15 protein-coding genes and 1 tRNA gene are annotated in these 17,130 nt (G+C 38.2%); 15 read left to right on the forward strand and 1 reads right to left on the reverse strand.

Annotation, left to right across the window (positions count from 1 at the left end; translation table 11 throughout):
- Window positions 1-32 precede the first annotated feature (32 nt).
- The 4 genes from rapZ (at window position 33) to ACE199_RS09635 (ending at window position 3,293) form a co-directional block, all read left to right on the forward strand.
- Entirely contained in the window at window positions 33-944 is a 912-nt protein-coding gene (gene rapZ, locus ACE199_RS09620) for an RNase adapter RapZ (protein ID WP_375349561.1), read from the forward strand.
- Window positions 919-1,884 (forward strand): gluconeogenesis factor YvcK family protein, encoded by a 966-nt coding sequence (locus ACE199_RS09625; protein ID WP_375349562.1) that lies wholly within the window; start codon window positions 919-921, stop codon window positions 1,882-1,884. Before rapZ ends, ACE199_RS09625 begins: the two co-directional genes overlap by 26 nt.
- 176 nt (window positions 1,885-2,060) lie before the next feature.
- A complete protein-coding gene (gene whiA / locus ACE199_RS09630; protein ID WP_375349563.1) occupies window positions 2,061-3,014 on the forward strand; it encodes a DNA-binding protein WhiA in 954 nt (317 codons plus the stop codon).
- A gap of 21 nt (window positions 3,015-3,035) precedes the next feature.
- The gene (locus ACE199_RS09635; RefSeq protein WP_252287324.1) at window positions 3,036-3,293 is read left to right on the forward strand and encodes an HPr family phosphocarrier protein; all 258 of its coding nucleotides are present in this window, start codon (window positions 3,036-3,038) and stop codon (window positions 3,291-3,293) included.
- Between the two features lie 203 nt (window positions 3,294-3,496).
- Here the strand turns inward: ACE199_RS09635 and clpP are convergent, their stop codons facing one another.
- Window positions 3,497-4,102, reverse strand: coding sequence for an ATP-dependent Clp endopeptidase proteolytic subunit ClpP (gene clpP / locus ACE199_RS09640; RefSeq protein ID WP_375349564.1), 606 nt, complete (start codon window positions 4,100-4,102; stop codon window positions 3,497-3,499).
- Between the two features lie 292 nt (window positions 4,103-4,394).
- Here clpP and ACE199_RS09645 point away from each other — a divergent pair.
- The 11 genes from ACE199_RS09645 (at window position 4,395) to ACE199_RS09695 (ending at window position 16,936) form a co-directional block, all read left to right on the forward strand.
- Window positions 4,395-4,466 (forward strand) — tRNA-Arg (locus tag ACE199_RS09645).
- 481 nt (window positions 4,467-4,947) lie between these two features.
- Window positions 4,948-6,270, forward strand: a complete 1,323-nt coding sequence (gene rpoN / locus ACE199_RS09650; protein WP_375349662.1) for an RNA polymerase factor sigma-54 — start codon at window positions 4,948-4,950, stop codon at window positions 6,268-6,270.
- A gap of 21 nt (window positions 6,271-6,291) precedes the next feature.
- Complete coding sequence (locus ACE199_RS09655; RefSeq protein ID WP_375349663.1) at window positions 6,292-6,528, forward strand: glutaredoxin family protein; 237 nt, start codon at window positions 6,292-6,294, stop codon at window positions 6,526-6,528.
- A 142-nt stretch (window positions 6,529-6,670) separates the two neighbouring features.
- Window positions 6,671-7,693: a sugar-binding transcriptional regulator gene (locus ACE199_RS09660; RefSeq protein WP_375349565.1), complete on the forward strand. Its 1,023-nt coding sequence runs from the start codon at window positions 6,671-6,673 to the stop codon at window positions 7,691-7,693.
- A 38-nt stretch (window positions 7,694-7,731) separates the two neighbouring features.
- Entirely contained in the window at window positions 7,732-8,739 is a 1,008-nt protein-coding gene (gene gap / locus ACE199_RS09665; protein ID WP_252282708.1) for a type I glyceraldehyde-3-phosphate dehydrogenase, read from the forward strand.
- 347 nt (window positions 8,740-9,086) lie between these two features.
- The gene (locus ACE199_RS09670) at window positions 9,087-10,271 is read left to right on the forward strand and encodes a phosphoglycerate kinase (protein ID WP_127762006.1); all 1,185 of its coding nucleotides are present in this window, start codon (window positions 9,087-9,089) and stop codon (window positions 10,269-10,271) included.
- A 33-nt stretch (window positions 10,272-10,304) separates the two neighbouring features.
- Window positions 10,305-11,066 (forward strand): triose-phosphate isomerase, encoded by a 762-nt coding sequence (tpiA, locus tag ACE199_RS09675; protein ID WP_375349566.1) that lies wholly within the window; start codon window positions 10,305-10,307, stop codon window positions 11,064-11,066.
- Window positions 11,059-12,594: a 2,3-bisphosphoglycerate-independent phosphoglycerate mutase gene (gene gpmI, locus ACE199_RS09680; protein WP_375349567.1), complete on the forward strand. Its 1,536-nt coding sequence runs from the start codon at window positions 11,059-11,061 to the stop codon at window positions 12,592-12,594. The genes tpiA and gpmI overlap by 8 nt, the downstream gene beginning before the upstream one ends.
- Window positions 12,595-12,621: 27 nt before the next feature.
- Window positions 12,622-13,917, forward strand: coding sequence for a phosphopyruvate hydratase (gene eno, locus ACE199_RS09685; protein ID WP_375349568.1), 1,296 nt, complete (start codon window positions 12,622-12,624; stop codon window positions 13,915-13,917).
- 159 nt (window positions 13,918-14,076) lie between these two features.
- Window positions 14,077-14,979: a tyrosine-type recombinase/integrase gene (locus ACE199_RS09690; RefSeq protein WP_375349664.1), complete on the forward strand. Its 903-nt coding sequence runs from the start codon at window positions 14,077-14,079 to the stop codon at window positions 14,977-14,979.
- A 700-nt stretch (window positions 14,980-15,679) separates the two neighbouring features.
- Window positions 15,680-16,936: a hypothetical protein gene (locus ACE199_RS09695; protein WP_375349569.1), complete on the forward strand. Its 1,257-nt coding sequence runs from the start codon at window positions 15,680-15,682 to the stop codon at window positions 16,934-16,936.
- The last annotated feature ends 194 nt before the right edge of the window (window positions 16,937-17,130 follow it).

Below are 17,130 nucleotides of genomic sequence, written 5' to 3' on the forward strand. Positions count from 1 at the left end.
TATAAAGAATACTATAAGCGGGGGTGAAGAATTTGAATGAACCGAAGAATGAAACACAATTAGTCATTATTACAGGAATGTCTGGAGCAGGAAAAACCGTAGCGATTCAAAGCTTTGAGGATTTAGGCTTTTTCTGTATTGATAATTTACCACCTGCATTATTGCCAAAGTTTTTAGAGTTAATGAAGGACTCTAGGAATAAGATGAATAAAGTAGCGATTGTGATGGACTTGCGTGGACGTGAGTTTTTTGATTCCTTATTCGTTGCTTTAGATGATTTGTCACAAACACCATGGGTCGTTCCACAAATTCTCTTCCTTGATGCCGATGATGCATCATTAGTGCGAAGATATAAAGAGTCAAGAAGAACGCATCCACTGGCTCCACTTGACCGCCCTTTAGAAGGAATTAAGCTTGAACGCGACCTCTTAGATGAATTAAAGGGAAGAGCGCAGCTGATTTACAATACATCACAATTAAAGCCGCGTGAGTTAAGAGAAAAAATCACGATGGAATTTTCCACTAGTAAACAGCCTGTATTTACAGTCAATGTGATGTCTTTCGGCTTTAAGCACGGTATCCCAATCGATGCTGATCTTGTATTTGACGTTCGCTTTTTACCGAATCCTCATTATATTGAACATATGCGGCCACAAACAGGGTTGGAAGAAGAAGTATCGAATTATGTGCTTAAATGGAGTGAGACAAAGAAGTTTTTAGAAAAAGTAACCGATTTGCTTACGTTTATGCTGCCATATTATAAACGTGAAGGAAAGTCCCAGCTAATTATTGCAATCGGCTGTACCGGTGGTCAACATCGCTCTGTTGCGTTAACAGAATATCTTGCTAACCATTTCAAAAGAGATTACACAACGCAGATTGCTCATCGTGATATCGAGAAGCGTAAGGGGAAACAGGATGCGAAAAAAACAGAAACACCCTAAAGTAGTAATTATCGGCGGCGGAACAGGGCTGCCGGTATTATTACGGGGGCTCAAAAAACACCCTGTCGATATTACAGCCATTGTGACAGTTGCCGATGATGGGGGAAGCTCCGGCCGACTTCGTGAGGAAATGGATATTCCGGCTCCTGGAGACATTCGGAATGTATTGGCTGCGATGTCAGATGTGGAGCCCTTTATTGAAAAAATGTTTCAACATCGTTTTACTGAGAAAAATGAATTGTCTGGCCATTCTCTTGGGAATCTCATTTTGGCAGCTATGACTTCCCTAACGGGTGACTTTGTTCATGCGATTCAAGAAATGAGTAAGTTTTTGAATGTGCATGGAAAAGTTTTACCGGCCGCGAATCAAAGTGTTGTGTTACATGCAGAGATGGAGGATGGTTCGATTGTAAGCGGTGAATCGAAAATCCCTTTCTCAGGTAAGCGAATTAAGAGAGTATTTCTTACACCGGAACATATTAAACCACTAAGTGAAACGTTAACAGAAATTAAGCGGGCAGATTTGATTGTTATTGGACCGGGCAGTTTGTATACCAGTATTTTACCTAACTTGCTTGTTCCCGGAATTGGGGAGGCGATTGTAGAAGCCTCTGCTAAGAAAGTGTATATTTGTAACTTAATGACACAAGCTGGCGAGACACTCGACTATACAGCAAGTGACCATGTGAAAGCGTTGTATAACCATGTTGGCTGTTCTTGTATTGATAGCATTTTAGTGAATAATGAGGAGGTTCCTCTTGAAGTTCAACAACGTTATGAAGAGGAATTCGCTAAGCCCGTTGTTTATGATGTGGATAGCTTAAAGAACATGGGGCTTGAAATTATTCAAGATCGGATTTTTAGTTATGAAGGACATGTGGTACGCCATGATACGAAAAAAGTAGCGGAGTTACTTTATCGTATGATTGAAAAAAAGTAAGAAGCGGCGGGGAATGGTAAGCTGTAAATTGTCTAGCTCTGGCGGCTAGCTTGCTGTGAAAAACATAAGAGAGTCGCCAAAAGGCAAACAGCATTTGTGGGGACTCTTCCTATTTTTTCACGAGCTGTTCGAACCGCCTGCGCGTTTCTTCTTGTAATCGATTGGAGGTGAACAGGGTGTCTTTTGCTTCGGAAACAAAAAAAGAATTGACCACTTTAGAAAGCAAGGGCTGCTGCAGCAAAGCAGAACTCTGTGCGCTTATACGCATGAATGGATCTCTTTCATTTTCTAATCGAAAGTTAGTTATCGATATTCAAACAGAAAATGCAGCAATTGCTAGAAGAATTTATACGCTGCTTAAAAAGAGCTATGAAGTGCAAGTAGAATTGCTAGTTCGAAAAAAAATGAAGCTAAAAAAGAACAATGTATATATTGTAAGAATATCAGCTGGCGGACAAGAGATTTTAACGGATTTAGAAATTTTAGGTGAAGGGTTTGAAATTCTTCACTATTTATCCGATAACATCATAGGTAAGAAATGTTGTAAGAGGTCTTATTTAAGAGGTGCTTTTTTAGCAGGAGGGTCGGTCAATAATCCAGAAACATCGTCGTATCATCTAGAGATTTTTTCACTTTATAAAGAGCATAATGATGCACTATGTGAGCTTATGAATATATTTGGATTAAAGGCCAAAACGTTAGAACGTAAAAAAGGGTATATTACGTATTTAAAAGAAGCCGAGAAGATTGCAGAATTTTTGAGCGTAGTCGGTGCGCATTCTGCTTTATTACGATTTGAAGATGTTCGTATTGTAAGGGATATGCGTAATTCGGTGAACCGGCTTGTTAACTGTGAAACCGCCAATTTAAATAAAACGATTGGAGCCTCTTTACGACAAGTGGAAAACATTCGGTATATTGAAGAGACGGTTGGCTTAAGTGTGCTGCCAGATAAGCTTAGAGAAATTGCAGAGTTAAGAGTCGCTTATCAAGATGTGACATTAAAGGAATTAGGTGAGATGGTATCAGGCGGGAACATTAGTAAGTCAGGTATTAATCATCGGTTAAGAAAGATTGACGAAATTGCAGATAAACTTCGTGGAGGAGAAGCATTGTCGGCGAAGAAATAAAGGGGATAGGAGGAAGATGGGATGGTGGAAAAACAAATAGAAGTACAATTGAAAACAGGATTGCAAGCTCGTCCAGCCGCTCTTTTTGTTCAGGAAGCAAACCGTTTTAATTCAGACGTCTATTTGGAGAAAGACGGTAGGAAAGTAAATGCTAAAAGCATTATGGGATTAATGAGTCTTGCTATTAGCTCCGGTGTATCGGTGAAGGTTATTGCTGATGGGAGAGATGAGCAAGAAGCGTTAGAGTCGCTCGTCCAGTTTATTCAACAAGAAGGATAATACATCGAAAAAAAAGCGTCCTATAATAGGACGCTTTTTTCGATAAGATAAAAAATTATAAAATTTAAGATATGTTTTGGTGTCTAGCTCCGGCGGCTAGCTCGTTGTGAAAAAGATAAGAGCCACCAAAAGGCAAAGAACGCCTTATGGCAACTCTTCCTATTTTCTTTACGAGCTGTTCGAGCCGCCTGCGCTTTTCTTAATTAAGATTCTTTTTTCTCGTCTAGTACATTGCGAGTAATAACTTTATCAATTAAGCCGTATTCAAGTGCTCGTTCAGCTGTCATGAAGTTATCGCGCTCTGTGTCTCGTTGAAGAGTTTCTAACGATTGACCAGTGCGATCGGCTAAAATTTGGTTTAATTTTTCTTTTAAGAAAAGGATGCGACGAGCAGCAATTTCGATTTCTGTTGCTTGACCTTGTGCACCGCCAAGTGGTTGGTGAATCATAACTTCACTGTTTGGAAGAGCGAAACGTTTTCCTTTTTCACCCGCTGCAAGTAAGAATGCACCCATGGAAGCAGCCATTCCGATACATACAGTTGATACATTTGGTTTAATGTATTGCATTGTATCGTAAATTGCCATACCAGATGTAATACTTCCACCAGGGCTATTAATGTATAGAGTAATATCTTTCTCTGGATTTTCTGCCTCTAGGAATAATAGTTGAGCAACAATAGAGTTGGATACATTATCATCAATTGCGCTTCCTAGCATAATAATCCGGTCTTTTAATAAGCGAGAATAAATATCGTAGGCACGTTCCCCACGGTTTGTTTGTTCGATAACTGTAGGAATTAAGTTCATGTTTAGTTCCTCCTTTAATTAAGAAAGTGGTTAAATTTGTTTATGTATGTATGATACACTTTTTGGTCAATTTAGGTCAAACAAAACAAACTTATTTATGTATATATTTGTTCGACATTTTTCTAGTGACTCCTTCCAAAGGTTTGGATTTTGTCTCTTCTTTTTGGCAATTTTTAATTAACCGTGAAAGTTCTTTATCCATCATATCCAAACGTGGCAAATTTAAACCATAAATTCACTTGCAAACATACCTTATCTAGCCTATAATGAACTGTATTAAAAAAATGATTTTGCCCTCGTGGTGCAACGGATAGCACGTGAGATTCCGGTTCTTAAGATGTGGGTTCGATTCCTGCCGAGGGCGTCCAAAAGCTTTCTCCTTCATAAAGTGAAGGAGGGGGCTTTTTTTATTTTGCAGAGTGATTACCTACTATTTATTCACATATCCATTCCTTTACTCTACCTCTTAATTTGAAAGATTCATAAAGTGAAACTTTCACCCCCACTAATGGTTAGCCACGTCCTGCGGTTACTAAGATTTCTGCTTCGCTTCAATCAAGTGACCGTACGAAACTGATTGGTGAAAGCCTACCAATCGGACCTTTACGGGCCGTTATTTCTCGCCTATCTTCTTTGTTTCCTCATGAGTTTTAGGGTGGATTCTTATTGCCTACTAAGTGTGGGATAAATTTTTTAGCATGCATTCGTCAATCTTTGTCGTAAATATATGATTGCAACATATAGTGAATAAAAACAAATAAAAAGGTAAGCGTTTTCAAGGAAAAGTGTATGTTATTTTTTTCTAATATTGTAAAATAGAGTTGGGGAGGGATTTGCAAGTGAATATGAAAGCCGGATTGTTTCAACAGCAAACGTTAAAAATGGCAATGACTCAAGAGTTAACTCAATCGATAGCCCTTTTACAATATTCGACGCAGGAGCTTTCTGCCTTTTTAGAAAATAAAATGATGGAGAATCCTTTATTATCCGTTGATGAGCCTTCATCTACAATTTTTCATCAAGGAATGGATCGAAAAAAACGAAAACGGACGAAGAAAGATTATGATTCCGATTACTGGATTGAGCAAGCAAGTGAAGACCATCCTTCGCTTGAAGCCCATCTTCTATCACAAGTAAATCTTCAAAAATTAACGAAAGAAGAGCAGAAAGCCTTCGATCTTCTTATTCAAAACTTAGATGAAAATGGTTATTTACGTGTTCAACTAGATGACTTATGTACCCCTTCTATTACCTTTGATGCGTTACAAAACAGCCTGGAGTTACTCCAACAGCTTGAACCGCATGGTGTGGGGGCAAGAAACCTTCAAGAATGTTTATGGATTCAAGCCTATGCAGATGCTAGAGAGCCATTAGCCGAAATGATTTTACAAGACTATTTTCTTGAATTTGCTAATAAACGATGGAAAGAGCTTAGTAAGCAATTAGGTGTATCTTTACAAGACATTCAAAGAGTGTTTGATTATATTCAAACATTTAATCCACGACCAGCTTCATACTTTCACCAAGAAAAATCGACATATATTGTGCCGGATGTCATTGTTGAAGTTCGTGACGGCCAATTATTTATCGGCGATCTAGATGGCAATACACCAAAGTTAAGTGTTGATAAACAATATTTTTATAGAATGAAACAGCATCAAGATAAACAGGTTAAGCAATTTGTTCAAGAGAAATGGCAGGAGTATCAATGGATTTCACGCGGAATTCAACAGCGTAAGGAAACCATTTTACGAGTCATGCGCTGTATTGTGGAAAAACAACCAAAATGCTTTTATCATGGGCTAGAATACGTACAACCAATGACGATGAAGGATGTAGCCGATGAGTTAGAAATTCACGAATCGACAGTCAGTCGTGCAGTAAAAGGAAAATACGTACAGACTCCATTTGGCACGATTGATATGCGCACGTTTTTCTCTACTTCTCTTTCATCGACCGATTATGGAAAAGATATTTCGGGATTACAGGCTAAGAATCTATTAGCCGCTGCAATTAAGACAGAGAATAAGAAAAAGCCGCTTTCGGATCAAGACCTTGTTGAGCTATTACAAAAAGAACATGGTCTTGTATTAGCGCGGCGAACGGTGGGAAAATATCGTGAACAATTAGGAATCCCATCGTCGTCGAAACGGAAACGCTTTGATTAAAAAGGATGATGGTAATTGGCGGTGAATGCATTTCAATTATACAGTCGAAAAAAATGTTCTTTATGTGATCAAGCAAAGCTCGTACTTGAAGAAATAAAGACGGAGACGGGAATTTTATATGAAGAAATTGATATTGACTGCAGTGATGAATTAACCGAGCGGTATGGAATGATGATTCCGGTTGTGCAATGGCAAGGGGAAGTAGTTCAGTATGGTCATGTATGGAAAGGTGAATTGCTTCAGAGAATAAAAAGATAATTTTTTTTATTAATATTTGAAGAACGATTATAATCCTGCTAGAATAACATTATAGCAGGAATATTTTTTTGGTGTTCGTGGGACAATAAAGTCATGCGCGGGACGTATAATGTCCCTTTGGTTTAGATAGGAGTTTATACGAATGCAAATATTATTAGACATACAGAGAAAATTATTACCTGATCTCTTAGAAACGATGCAAAAACGCTACAACATTCTTCGTTATGTGAAGGCTATGGAGCCTGTAGGACGCCGAAGTCTTGCTAATCATCTGCAATTGACAGAGCGAACGCTTCGAAGTGAAGTTGACTTTTTAAAAAATCAGAATCTTCTTGAAGTGCATAGTTCAGGCATGAATCTTTCCCAAGAAGGGCAGGAGCTTCTTGAACAATTAGAGGGGATTATGCGAGAAGTAATGGGGATAAATATATTGGAACAAAGGTTACGGGAGATGCTTCAAATTGATGAAGTCATTATTGTGTCTGGCAATTGTGATGAGTCACCGTGGGTGAAAAAAGAATTAGCAAAAGCGTGTGCGGCTCGGATGAAGCATGAATGGAAAAATCGAAGGACCATTGCTATTACGGGAGGGTCGACAATGGCTGCTGTGGCAGATTCTCTCGTTTCGGATGAATATAGCAAAGGAGTTACCTTTGTCCCCGCACGCGGCGGAGTCGGTGAGATGTCTCAAAATCAAGCTAATACGATTGTTGAAAAAATGGCACAAAAAGTTCACGCTTCATACAAAGTTCTCTATGTTCCAGATCAATTAAGTGATGAAGTTTATGCTTCCTTGATGAAGGAACCGTCCATGAAAGAAGTGATTTCGACAATCAAGTCAGCGGAGATGGTCATTCATGGAATTGGAGAAGCGGTGGTAATGGCGGAAAGAAGAAAGTCTGAGCCAAGTGTTCTAACGCAATTAATGGAACAAAAGGCGGTTGGTGAGGCTTTTGGATATTACTTTAGTGAAAGTGGAGAAGTTGTTCACAAAGTGTTGACAGTCGGTCTACAGCTAGAGGATCTTACTCCTGAAAAGAAAGTGATTGCAGTTGCAGGGGGGAAAAAGAAAGCGAAAGCCATTCGGAGCTATATAAGAGGAACACATGCTACAACTGTTCTTATTACAGATGAAGGTGCAGCCCGGGAACTAATCTCTGATTAAAAAGAAAAGCTAGGACGAACTTTAAGGAGGAATTTATAATGACAGTAAAAGTTGGAATTAATGGATTTGGACGTATTGGACGTGTCGCATTTCGTGCAGCATTAGCAAACCAAAATATTGAAATTGTAGCGATTAACGATTTAACAGATGCCAATATGTTGGCTCATCTGTTGAAATATGACTCTGTTCATGGAACACTTGACGAACAAGTATCAGTCGATGGCGAGTATCTAATTGTCGGTAGTCATAAGACAAAGGTGTTAGCAGAACGTGATCCAGCGTCATTACCATGGAAGGAATTGGGTGTTGATGTTGTTATCGAATCAACAGGCCGCTTTACAAAACGAGAAGATGCAGCGAAACATTTAGAAGCTGGAGCGAAAAAAGTTATTATTTCAGCACCTGGAACAGATGAGGATATTACGATCGTTATGGGAGTCAATGAAGAACAATATGATGCAGCGAGTCACCACGTTCTTTCTAACGCATCTTGTACTACAAACTGCTTGGCACCATTTGCGAAAGTGTTACACAATCAGTTCGGAATTAAGCGCGGTATGATGACAACTATTCATTCATATACAAACGACCAACAAGTGCTCGACCTTCCTCATAAAGATTATCGAAGAGCGCGCGCAGCAGCAGAGAATATGATTCCTACTTCGACAGGAGCTGCGAAAGCGGTTGCTTTAGTTTTACCTGAATTAAAAGGAAAGTTAAATGGGATGGCTGTACGTGTACCTACACCGAATGTGTCGATTGTAGACCTTGTTGTGGAACTTGAAAAAGATGTAACAGCTGAAGAAGTAAATGCAGCATTGAAAGCAGCATCTGAAGGGGAGTTAAAGGGAATTCTTAATTATAGCGAATTGCCATTAGTATCTGGTGATTATAATGGAAGTCCTGCTTCTTCTACAATTGATGCTTTATCAACAATGGCATTGGAAGGTAATTTAGTTAAAGTACTATCTTGGTATGACAATGAAACAGGCTATTCTCATCGAATTCTTGATTTAATTGACTATATAGCGTCTAAAGGGTTATAAAGTGAAGCGTCACACTCTCTTAATTAATGATTAGTTGAATTTACGGGCAATCCCCCTCCTCATAATTTTGAGGAGGGGGATTGCCCGTAAATTGTGTTGTAAGAGAAGAGTTTTTAAAAAAATCTCACAAAAGTGAGATTTTTTTAAAACTCCACTAAAAAAATAATAAGGAAAATGATATCATAGATAGGGTTGTGCAGTTATAGCCGTGATAACCTGTTTTTGGATAAAACAAAGCAAACAGATTATACTGAAAAAGAGAACAGGGAGAGTCAGGATTCATCGGCATCTCCCTTTTTGACAGATAAATAAAAAGACGGACCAATTTTAAGGAGGTTCTTTACACTATGAATAAAAAGTCGATTAAAGATGTAGAGCTGAAAGGGAAACGTGTGTTTTGTCGGGTGGATTTTAACGTTCCGATGCAAGATGGACAAGTTTCAGATGATACAAGAATTAAAGCAGCGTTGCCAACGATTTCTTATTTAGTCGAACAAGGGGCAAAAGTGATTCTAGCTAGCCATCTTGGTCGTCCAAAAGGTCAAGTAGTGGAAGAACTACGTTTAACACCAGTTGCCAAGCGATTAAGTGAATTATTAGATAAAGAAGTACATAAAGTGGACGAAGCATATGGGGAGGCCGTATTAGCTGAAGTCAATAAGCTAGAAGAAGGCGGTCTTTTATTATTAGAAAATGTTCGTTTTTATCCTGGTGAAGAAAAGAATGATCCGGAGTTAGCGAAAGCATTTGCCGAGTTAGCAGATGTCTATGTGAACGATGCGTTTGGAGCAGCCCACCGTGCCCATGCATCAACAGAAGGAATTGCCCATTACCTACCAGCTGTTTCCGGCTTATTAATGCAAAAAGAATTAGAGGTATTAGGTAATGCCTTAGCGAATCCTGAGCGTCCATTCACAGCGATTATTGGTGGCGCAAAAGTAAAAGATAAAATTGATGTAATTGAAAATCTGCTTGAAAAAGTAGATCACTTAATCATTGGCGGTGGATTAGCTTTTACTTTCGTTAAAGCACAAGGCTATGAAATTGGTACATCTCTTCTTGAAGAAGATAAAATAGAACTGGCCAAATCCTTTATTGCGGCTGCAGAAGCAAAAGGTGTAAAGATGCATATGCCGATTGATGCTGTTATAGCACCAAAATTCGCTGCAGATGCAGAAGCGACAGCTGTAAACATTGATAGCATCCCAGCAGACCAAATGGCACTTGATATCGGTCCGAAAACGAGCGAACTATATGCGAATATTATTAAAGAATCGAAGCTTGTTATTTGGAACGGCCCAATGGGTGTATTTGAATTTGATAAATTTGCAAATGGTACAAAAACAGTCGCTCAAGCTTTAGCAGACTCAACTGATACATATAGTGTAGTTGGCGGTGGTGATTCGGCAGCTGCAGCTGAAAAGTTTGGCTTGGCTGAAAAAATGTCGCATATTTCAACAGGCGGCGGCGCATCTCTTGAATTTATGGAAGGGAAACAACTGCCGGGTGTTGTTGCGTTAAACGATAAATAAAAGCTCGTATAATAGAATGAAGGGATGGAGGAAATGCGTAAACCAATTATTGCAGGAAATTGGAAAATGCACAAAACGCTTTCAGAAGCAACATCTTTTGTAAAAGAAATTGGTCAGCAAGTACCAGCATCTAATGAAGTAGACACAGTTGTTTGTGCTCCAGCTCTTTTTCTTGGCCAGCTTGTTCAAGCATCCGAGAAAACTGATGTTAAAATCGGTGCTCAAAATATGCACTTTGAAGAAAGCGGTGCCTTTACGGGAGAAATTAGCCCTGCGGCATTAGCTGATCTTGATGTGGCTTATGTTATTTTAGGTCATTCAGAGCGCCGTGAGCTGTTTAATGAAACAGATGAAGCAGTAAATAAAAAGGTACATGCGGCTTTTAAGCATGGACTAACCCCGATTGTTTGCTGCGGTGAAACACTTGAGCAGCGTGAAGCGGGACAAACGTTTGATTTTGTTGGCGGCCAAATTGAAAAAGCTCTTGAAGGATTAACAGAAAAGCAAGTGAAGCAAACTGTGATTGCGTATGAGCCAATTTGGGCGATTGGAACGGGTAAATCTTCATCAGCGGAAGATGCGAATGAAGTATGTGCTCATATTCGTGCGGTTGTGGCGAAGCAAACAACGCAATCAACAGCGGAAGAAGTCCGTATTCAATACGGCGGAAGTGTGAAGCCGGAGAATATTAAAGAATATATGGCGCAACCTGATATTGATGGTGCGTTAGTTGGTGGAGCAAGTTTGAAAACGGCTTCTTTCTTACAATTATTGGAGGCGGGACGTTATGAGTAAGGCACCAGTTGCGTTAATTATTTTGGACGGCTTTGGATGCCGTCCTGAACAAAAGGGAAACGCAGTTTTTCATGCGAAAAAACCGAATTTTGATCGTTATTGGGGACAATACCCTCATTCACATTTAACAGCAAGCGGGGAAGCGGTTGGCTTACCTCAAGGACAAATGGGGAATTCAGAAGTTGGTCATTTAAATATCGGTGCAGGTCGAATTGTTTACCAAAGTTTAACACGAGTGAATATTGCGATTCGGGATGGGGAGTTTGCTCAGAACCAAACATTCCTTGATGCAATCAATCATGCTAAGGAAAAAGGTACAAGCCTTCACCTAATGGGGTTACTTTCAGACGGTGGTGTTCATAGCCATATTGATCATATGTATGCGTTGCTAAAGCTTGCTGCTAAAGAAGGCTTGAAGAATGTATACGTTCATGGTTTTTTAGATGGCCGCGATGTTGGTCCACAAACAGCAAAAGGCTATATTGAAGCAGCAGAAGCAACAATGAAGGAAATTGGCGTAGGTCAATTTGCGACGATTTCTGGACGTTATTATTCTATGGATCGCGATAAGCGTTGGGAGCGCGTGGAGAAATCTTACCGCTCTATGGTGTATGGTGAAGGTCCGACTTATACATCAGCACTTGAGTGTGTAAACGACTCTTATGCGAATGGAATTTATGATGAGTTCGTTCTGCCATCCGTTGTGACGGACGCAGAAGGCAAGCCGGTTGCTACGATTCAAAGTGATGATTCGGTTATTTTCTATAATTTCCGTCCAGACCGTGCCATCCAAATTTCAAACACGTTCACAAATGAAGATTTCCGTTCATTTGATCGGGGGGACAAGCATCCCAAGCACCTTCATTTCGTTTGCTTAACACACTTTTCAGAAACAGTAGATGGATATGTTGCTTTTAAGCCAACAAATCTTGATAATACATTAGGGGAAGTTCTTTCGCAAAACGGCTTAACGCAGCTGCGTATTGCCGAAACGGAAAAATATCCACATGTTACGTTCTTTATGAGCGGTGGACGTGAAGATAAATTCCCAGGTGAAGAAAGAATTTTGATTGCTTCACCAAAGGTTGCTACATACGATTTGAAACCAGAAATGAGTGCTTATGAAGTGACCGATGCATTAGTGGAGCAAATTGAAAATGATCGTTTTGATGCGATTATTTTAAACTTTGCTAACCCTGATATGGTCGGACATTCTGGTATGCTTGAGCCAACTGTAAAAGCTATTGAAACAGTTGATGAATGTCTAGGTCGCGTTGTTGATTTAATCGTATCTAAAGGCGGTACAGCGATTATTACAGCTGACCATGGAAATGCTGACGAAGTGATAACATTAGAAGGTAATCCAATGACCGCTCATACGACAAATCCAGTGCCTATTATTGTGACGAAAAATGAGGTAACATTAAGAAATGATGGTATTTTAGGTGATTTAGCTCCAACAATGTTACATTTGCTTGGTGTTGAAAAACCTGTTGAGATGACAGGGAAATCCCTAATCACTATATAATTACGAACAAAAAAGGAGAGATTTATTATGCCATATATCCAACATGTCTATGCACGTGAAGTATTAGATTCTCGTGGAAACCCAACAGTAGAAGTAGAAGTAGGAACAGAATCCGGATTTTTCGGACGTGCAATCGTGCCATCAGGTGCTTCAACTGGTGAATATGAAGCAGTAGAACTTCGTGACGGAGATAAATCTCGTTACCTTGGAAAAGGTGTTCAAAAAGCAGTTGATAACGTAAATGAAATTATCGCTGAAGCTATTATGGGCTTCGATGTAACAGATCAAGTAGGCATTGACCGTGCGATGATTGCTTTAGACGGTACAGAAAATAAAGGGAAATTAGGAGCAAATGCAATCCTTGGTGTATCTATGGCGGCAGCTCATGCAGCTGCTCAATTTGCTGAGCTACCATTATACCGTTACCTTGGAGGATTCAATGCGAAGCAATTACCAACTCCAATGATGAACATCATCAACGGTGGATCACATGCAGATAATAACGTAGACTTCCAAGAATTCATGATTCTTCCAACAGGAGCTCCTACATTTAAAGAAGCAATCCGTACAGGTGCGGAAGTATTCCATGCATTAAAATCAGTTCTTGCTTCTAAAGGTTTAAACACAGCAGTTGGTGATGAGGGTGGATTCGCTCCAAACCTTGGCTCTAACCGTGAAGCGCTTGAAGTAATTATCGAAGCAATCGAAAAAGCTGGCTATAAAGCAGGCGAAGATGTTTACCTAGGACTAGATGTTGCTTCTTCTGAGTTCTACAACAAGGAAACAGGTAAATATGATCTTGTTGGTGAAGGACGTACAGGTTTAACATCTGAAGAAATGATTGCTTTCTACGAAGAATTGGTAAATGAATTCCCAATCATCTCTATCGAAGACGGTTTAGATGAAAATGACTGGGAAGGTCACAAATCACTAACAGAGCGCATTGGTGACCGCGTTCAATTAGTAGGCGATGACTTATTCGTAACAAATACGAAGAAACTAGCTCAAGGTATTGAGCAAGGTGTAGGAAACGCAATCCTAATCAAAGTGAACCAAATCGGTACATTAACAGAAACATTTGAAGCAATCGAAATGGCAAAACGCGCTGGTTACACAGCTGTTGTTTCTCACCGTTCTGGTGAATCAGAAGATACAACAATCGCTGATATCGCTGTTGCAACAAATGCTGGTCAAATTAAAACAGGTTCTATGTCTCGTACAGACCGTATCGCGAAATACAACCAACTTCTTCGCATCGAAGACGAGCTTGGCGATTTAGCGGTATACGATGGTCTTAAATCTTTCTACAACATCAAACGCTAATTTTGACATAGTAAAAGTTGGCTGAGTTGTGTCGTACAAAGCATCTTAGGGACGCTTGAATTATGTCATACAAAAACATGAATTTGGTCGTACAGTTTATTGCTTTTAACCTCCTATTTATATGTGGTAACCCACTATAAATAGGAGGTTTTTTGTATGTTGATAAAGGATTTGTTAAAGGAATTTACATTTGATTTGCAGATTAAAAATTATTCAAAGAGGACAATTGAAACCTACAATTACAATGTTAATCAGTTGATTAGTTTTCTAGAAGAGCATCATGATATAACAGATATTGAGGATGTTTCGTCTTTACATATTAAGAAGTTTGTTCAATACCAATTGGAAGTAGGGAATAAATCCAACTACATCAACACGATAATTAAATCTTTGAGAGCGTTCTATAGTTATTTAGTGAGTGAGGAATACGTCAGTCTCAACGTGCTAGCTAAAATAAAGTTATTAAAAGAGGATAAAGTCGTTATTAAAACATTTACTGATAAAGAAGTAGCTAAGATGATTAATGTATACGATTTTAAAAACTACTTAAACGCTCGAAACAAAGTAATTTTGGCTATGTTTGTTGATACAGGGATACGAATGAGTGAACTAATCAATTTACAATCAGAATGGATTAATGAAACGAATATTAGAGTATTTGGTAAAGGAGCTAAATGGCGTTATGTTTCTACTAGCTTAATGTTGAAGAAATACATGATTAGGTACGAGCGGATAAAAGAGAATTATTTTAAAAAGAAAAAGCTTGAACATGCTAATTATTTTCTTTCAAGAAGCGGAAAACCATTAACGAGCGTTCAAATACAAAACATAGTAAGAGATGCAGGGAAGATGGCTAATATAAGGGAGGACATACGCTGTAGTCCGCATACTCTTAGACACTATTCGATTCAAGCTAATTTAAGAAACGGACTTGATTTGTATAGTTGTTCCAAGATAGCAGGGCATGAGAATATCCAAGTTACAAAGCGGTATTTGCAAGGATTAGAAACAGAGAATATATTAGAACTAGCATCAAAATCAAGTCCTTTGATGAATTTATAATCACTTGCGGTTGCAACTCCGTTGCCCCGCTCAACGACCTCACTACGTTCGGTTGGGCTTCGCCCCTCCTTTTACATAATAAAATTGTACTTTTATCAAACTACCAACAAAAACCGCTCTAAAGACATAACTTCGATCGAGTCTATTGTAAAATGACCAATTGAAAAAAATGTCCTTAAAAGAGCGGTTTTTATATATCAAATCTAAATGAAAAAGTCAATATGTATGTAAGAGGTTTCTTGGACAAAATTATAAAAATATGCTATAATATAAGAATAATTAGTTGACAGATTGATATTTTTAGTATCTTTGTCGGCTTAATTTGGGGGTGAGGTAATGTTTTAAAGCAATTGGAGATAAATCAAATAACATACATAAAGAAAAGGCAAATCAACTCATTCCGTTATTCGCTACGCTCATAACTCCATGAGGTTGATTTTGAAAAGCAAGCTTGACAGCTCGCTTTTCCGCTTACACGCAATCGTAATGTAAAAGGAAAAAGTATATTTTCACATACACAACGAAGTTGTGGATGTGGAGTCGGTGAATCGGAGCGACAGCGGAGATTTAACGGCTAAGGTTTTAGTTAAGGAAGAAAAAAGATACAACATCGACCTATAATAAAAAAATATTTATTATAAGGCAATCATGTATCTTTTTTGAAAGTATGAAATGGAAAATAAGAAGGAGATTGTTTTAAGTGAGCAAGACAGAATTTTCACAGAAAGAGATTGTAGAAGTCGAAGGTGACGACATTATAAAGGAACATATGGCTAAAAATAAAAAGTTGATGACAAATATGTTTAACCGCTTCGTAAAGGATTTAGGACAAAGATATGAAAGTATTGAGACAATTGGCAAGGGTGGCATGAGTACAAAATACATATTGGGTGCGAAAAGAGATGTTGAAGCTATCCGTAAAGATGGAAGAGTAAATAACGGAAAGGGGCAAGTGCCCTTGAAGTATGAACAGTGTTTTCCAATTATGATGTTACAGCATTTACAAATGAATGAAAGTGAAAGACCTCAGACAATTAATAAATGGTTGTTGGATACGAGTATTATTTCAAAAGATATGTTTGATGCAAGCAAGCTTAGATATGATTCTAGGGTACTTGAGAACGAAGTTGATAAATTGGTGGAAAAGGATGTGATAAAAAGAGGTGAAAGTTGTGTGGTTTCTGATTATGTAGAAAGAGAAATTCAAAGATTGAATACATATTTTATGCAGGTAGTAAGTAAATTACACAAAGCAAAGATTATAAATCATGTGCCATACTTAATGGGAAAACGTAAAATACCTCATACAAGTGAATTTATGAATGATGACAAACAAGAGATGGATAACGAAACCTCTCATACATATGAATACATAGAGTTATCCCCATTTATTGCAGGTAAAATAGCTTACATGGAATCGAGCTTACAAAATGAAGATAAATTTAAACATCTAACATTAAAAGAAATTCATTGTTTAAAAGGTATGAAACTTGTACAGGAGTATTGGAAGGAGTACAAATTACGCTTAAACCAAATTACAGATGAAAGTGGTGAAAGATTATATCTTGTATTGGTTTATACTGCACATGCACTATTTGTTAGGGCAGGTAAAAACCCAATCATCAAATGGTTAGAGAAAAATAATCGTGAAGCGATTGAACTATACAATAGTGACAATATGAAATATTTTTTAGAAAATGCAAAGGATTTTCATGAAACCAGAAATGACTATATTGTTAGTTTAGCGGAGAACAGACAAAAGATATATAATACTCCTTTTGAAAAAGTTGTGGGAGATAATAAAGAGTTAGGGATTGAAGGAAAAATTGTAAAGGTTGAAAATAACCCTTACGATGATAAACACAAATGGGATGAAACAAAAGAAATGATGTATTTGGGGTTGTATGCTAAAGCATACAGGAAGTTGCAAGAATACTACGGACATACTTTTAAATAAAACCACTTATAAACAACGCTACTAACAATTACTAAAATTATCTAAGGTAAGTGAGATTTGGAATTTGGATTAACCTTAGGATAAAACGTAAAAACACAGACCTTTACAAAGGAAATCTTAACGTTAATCGAATTTTTAAACACGAAGAAAAATGAAGAAACCCTCCATCATAAGATTGAGGGTTTTCTGTATAA

Source organism: Peribacillus sp. Hz7, from assembly GCF_042136355.1.
In the GTDB taxonomy this organism is placed as follows: domain Bacteria; phylum Bacillota; class Bacilli; order Bacillales; family DSM-1321; genus Peribacillus; species Peribacillus asahii_A.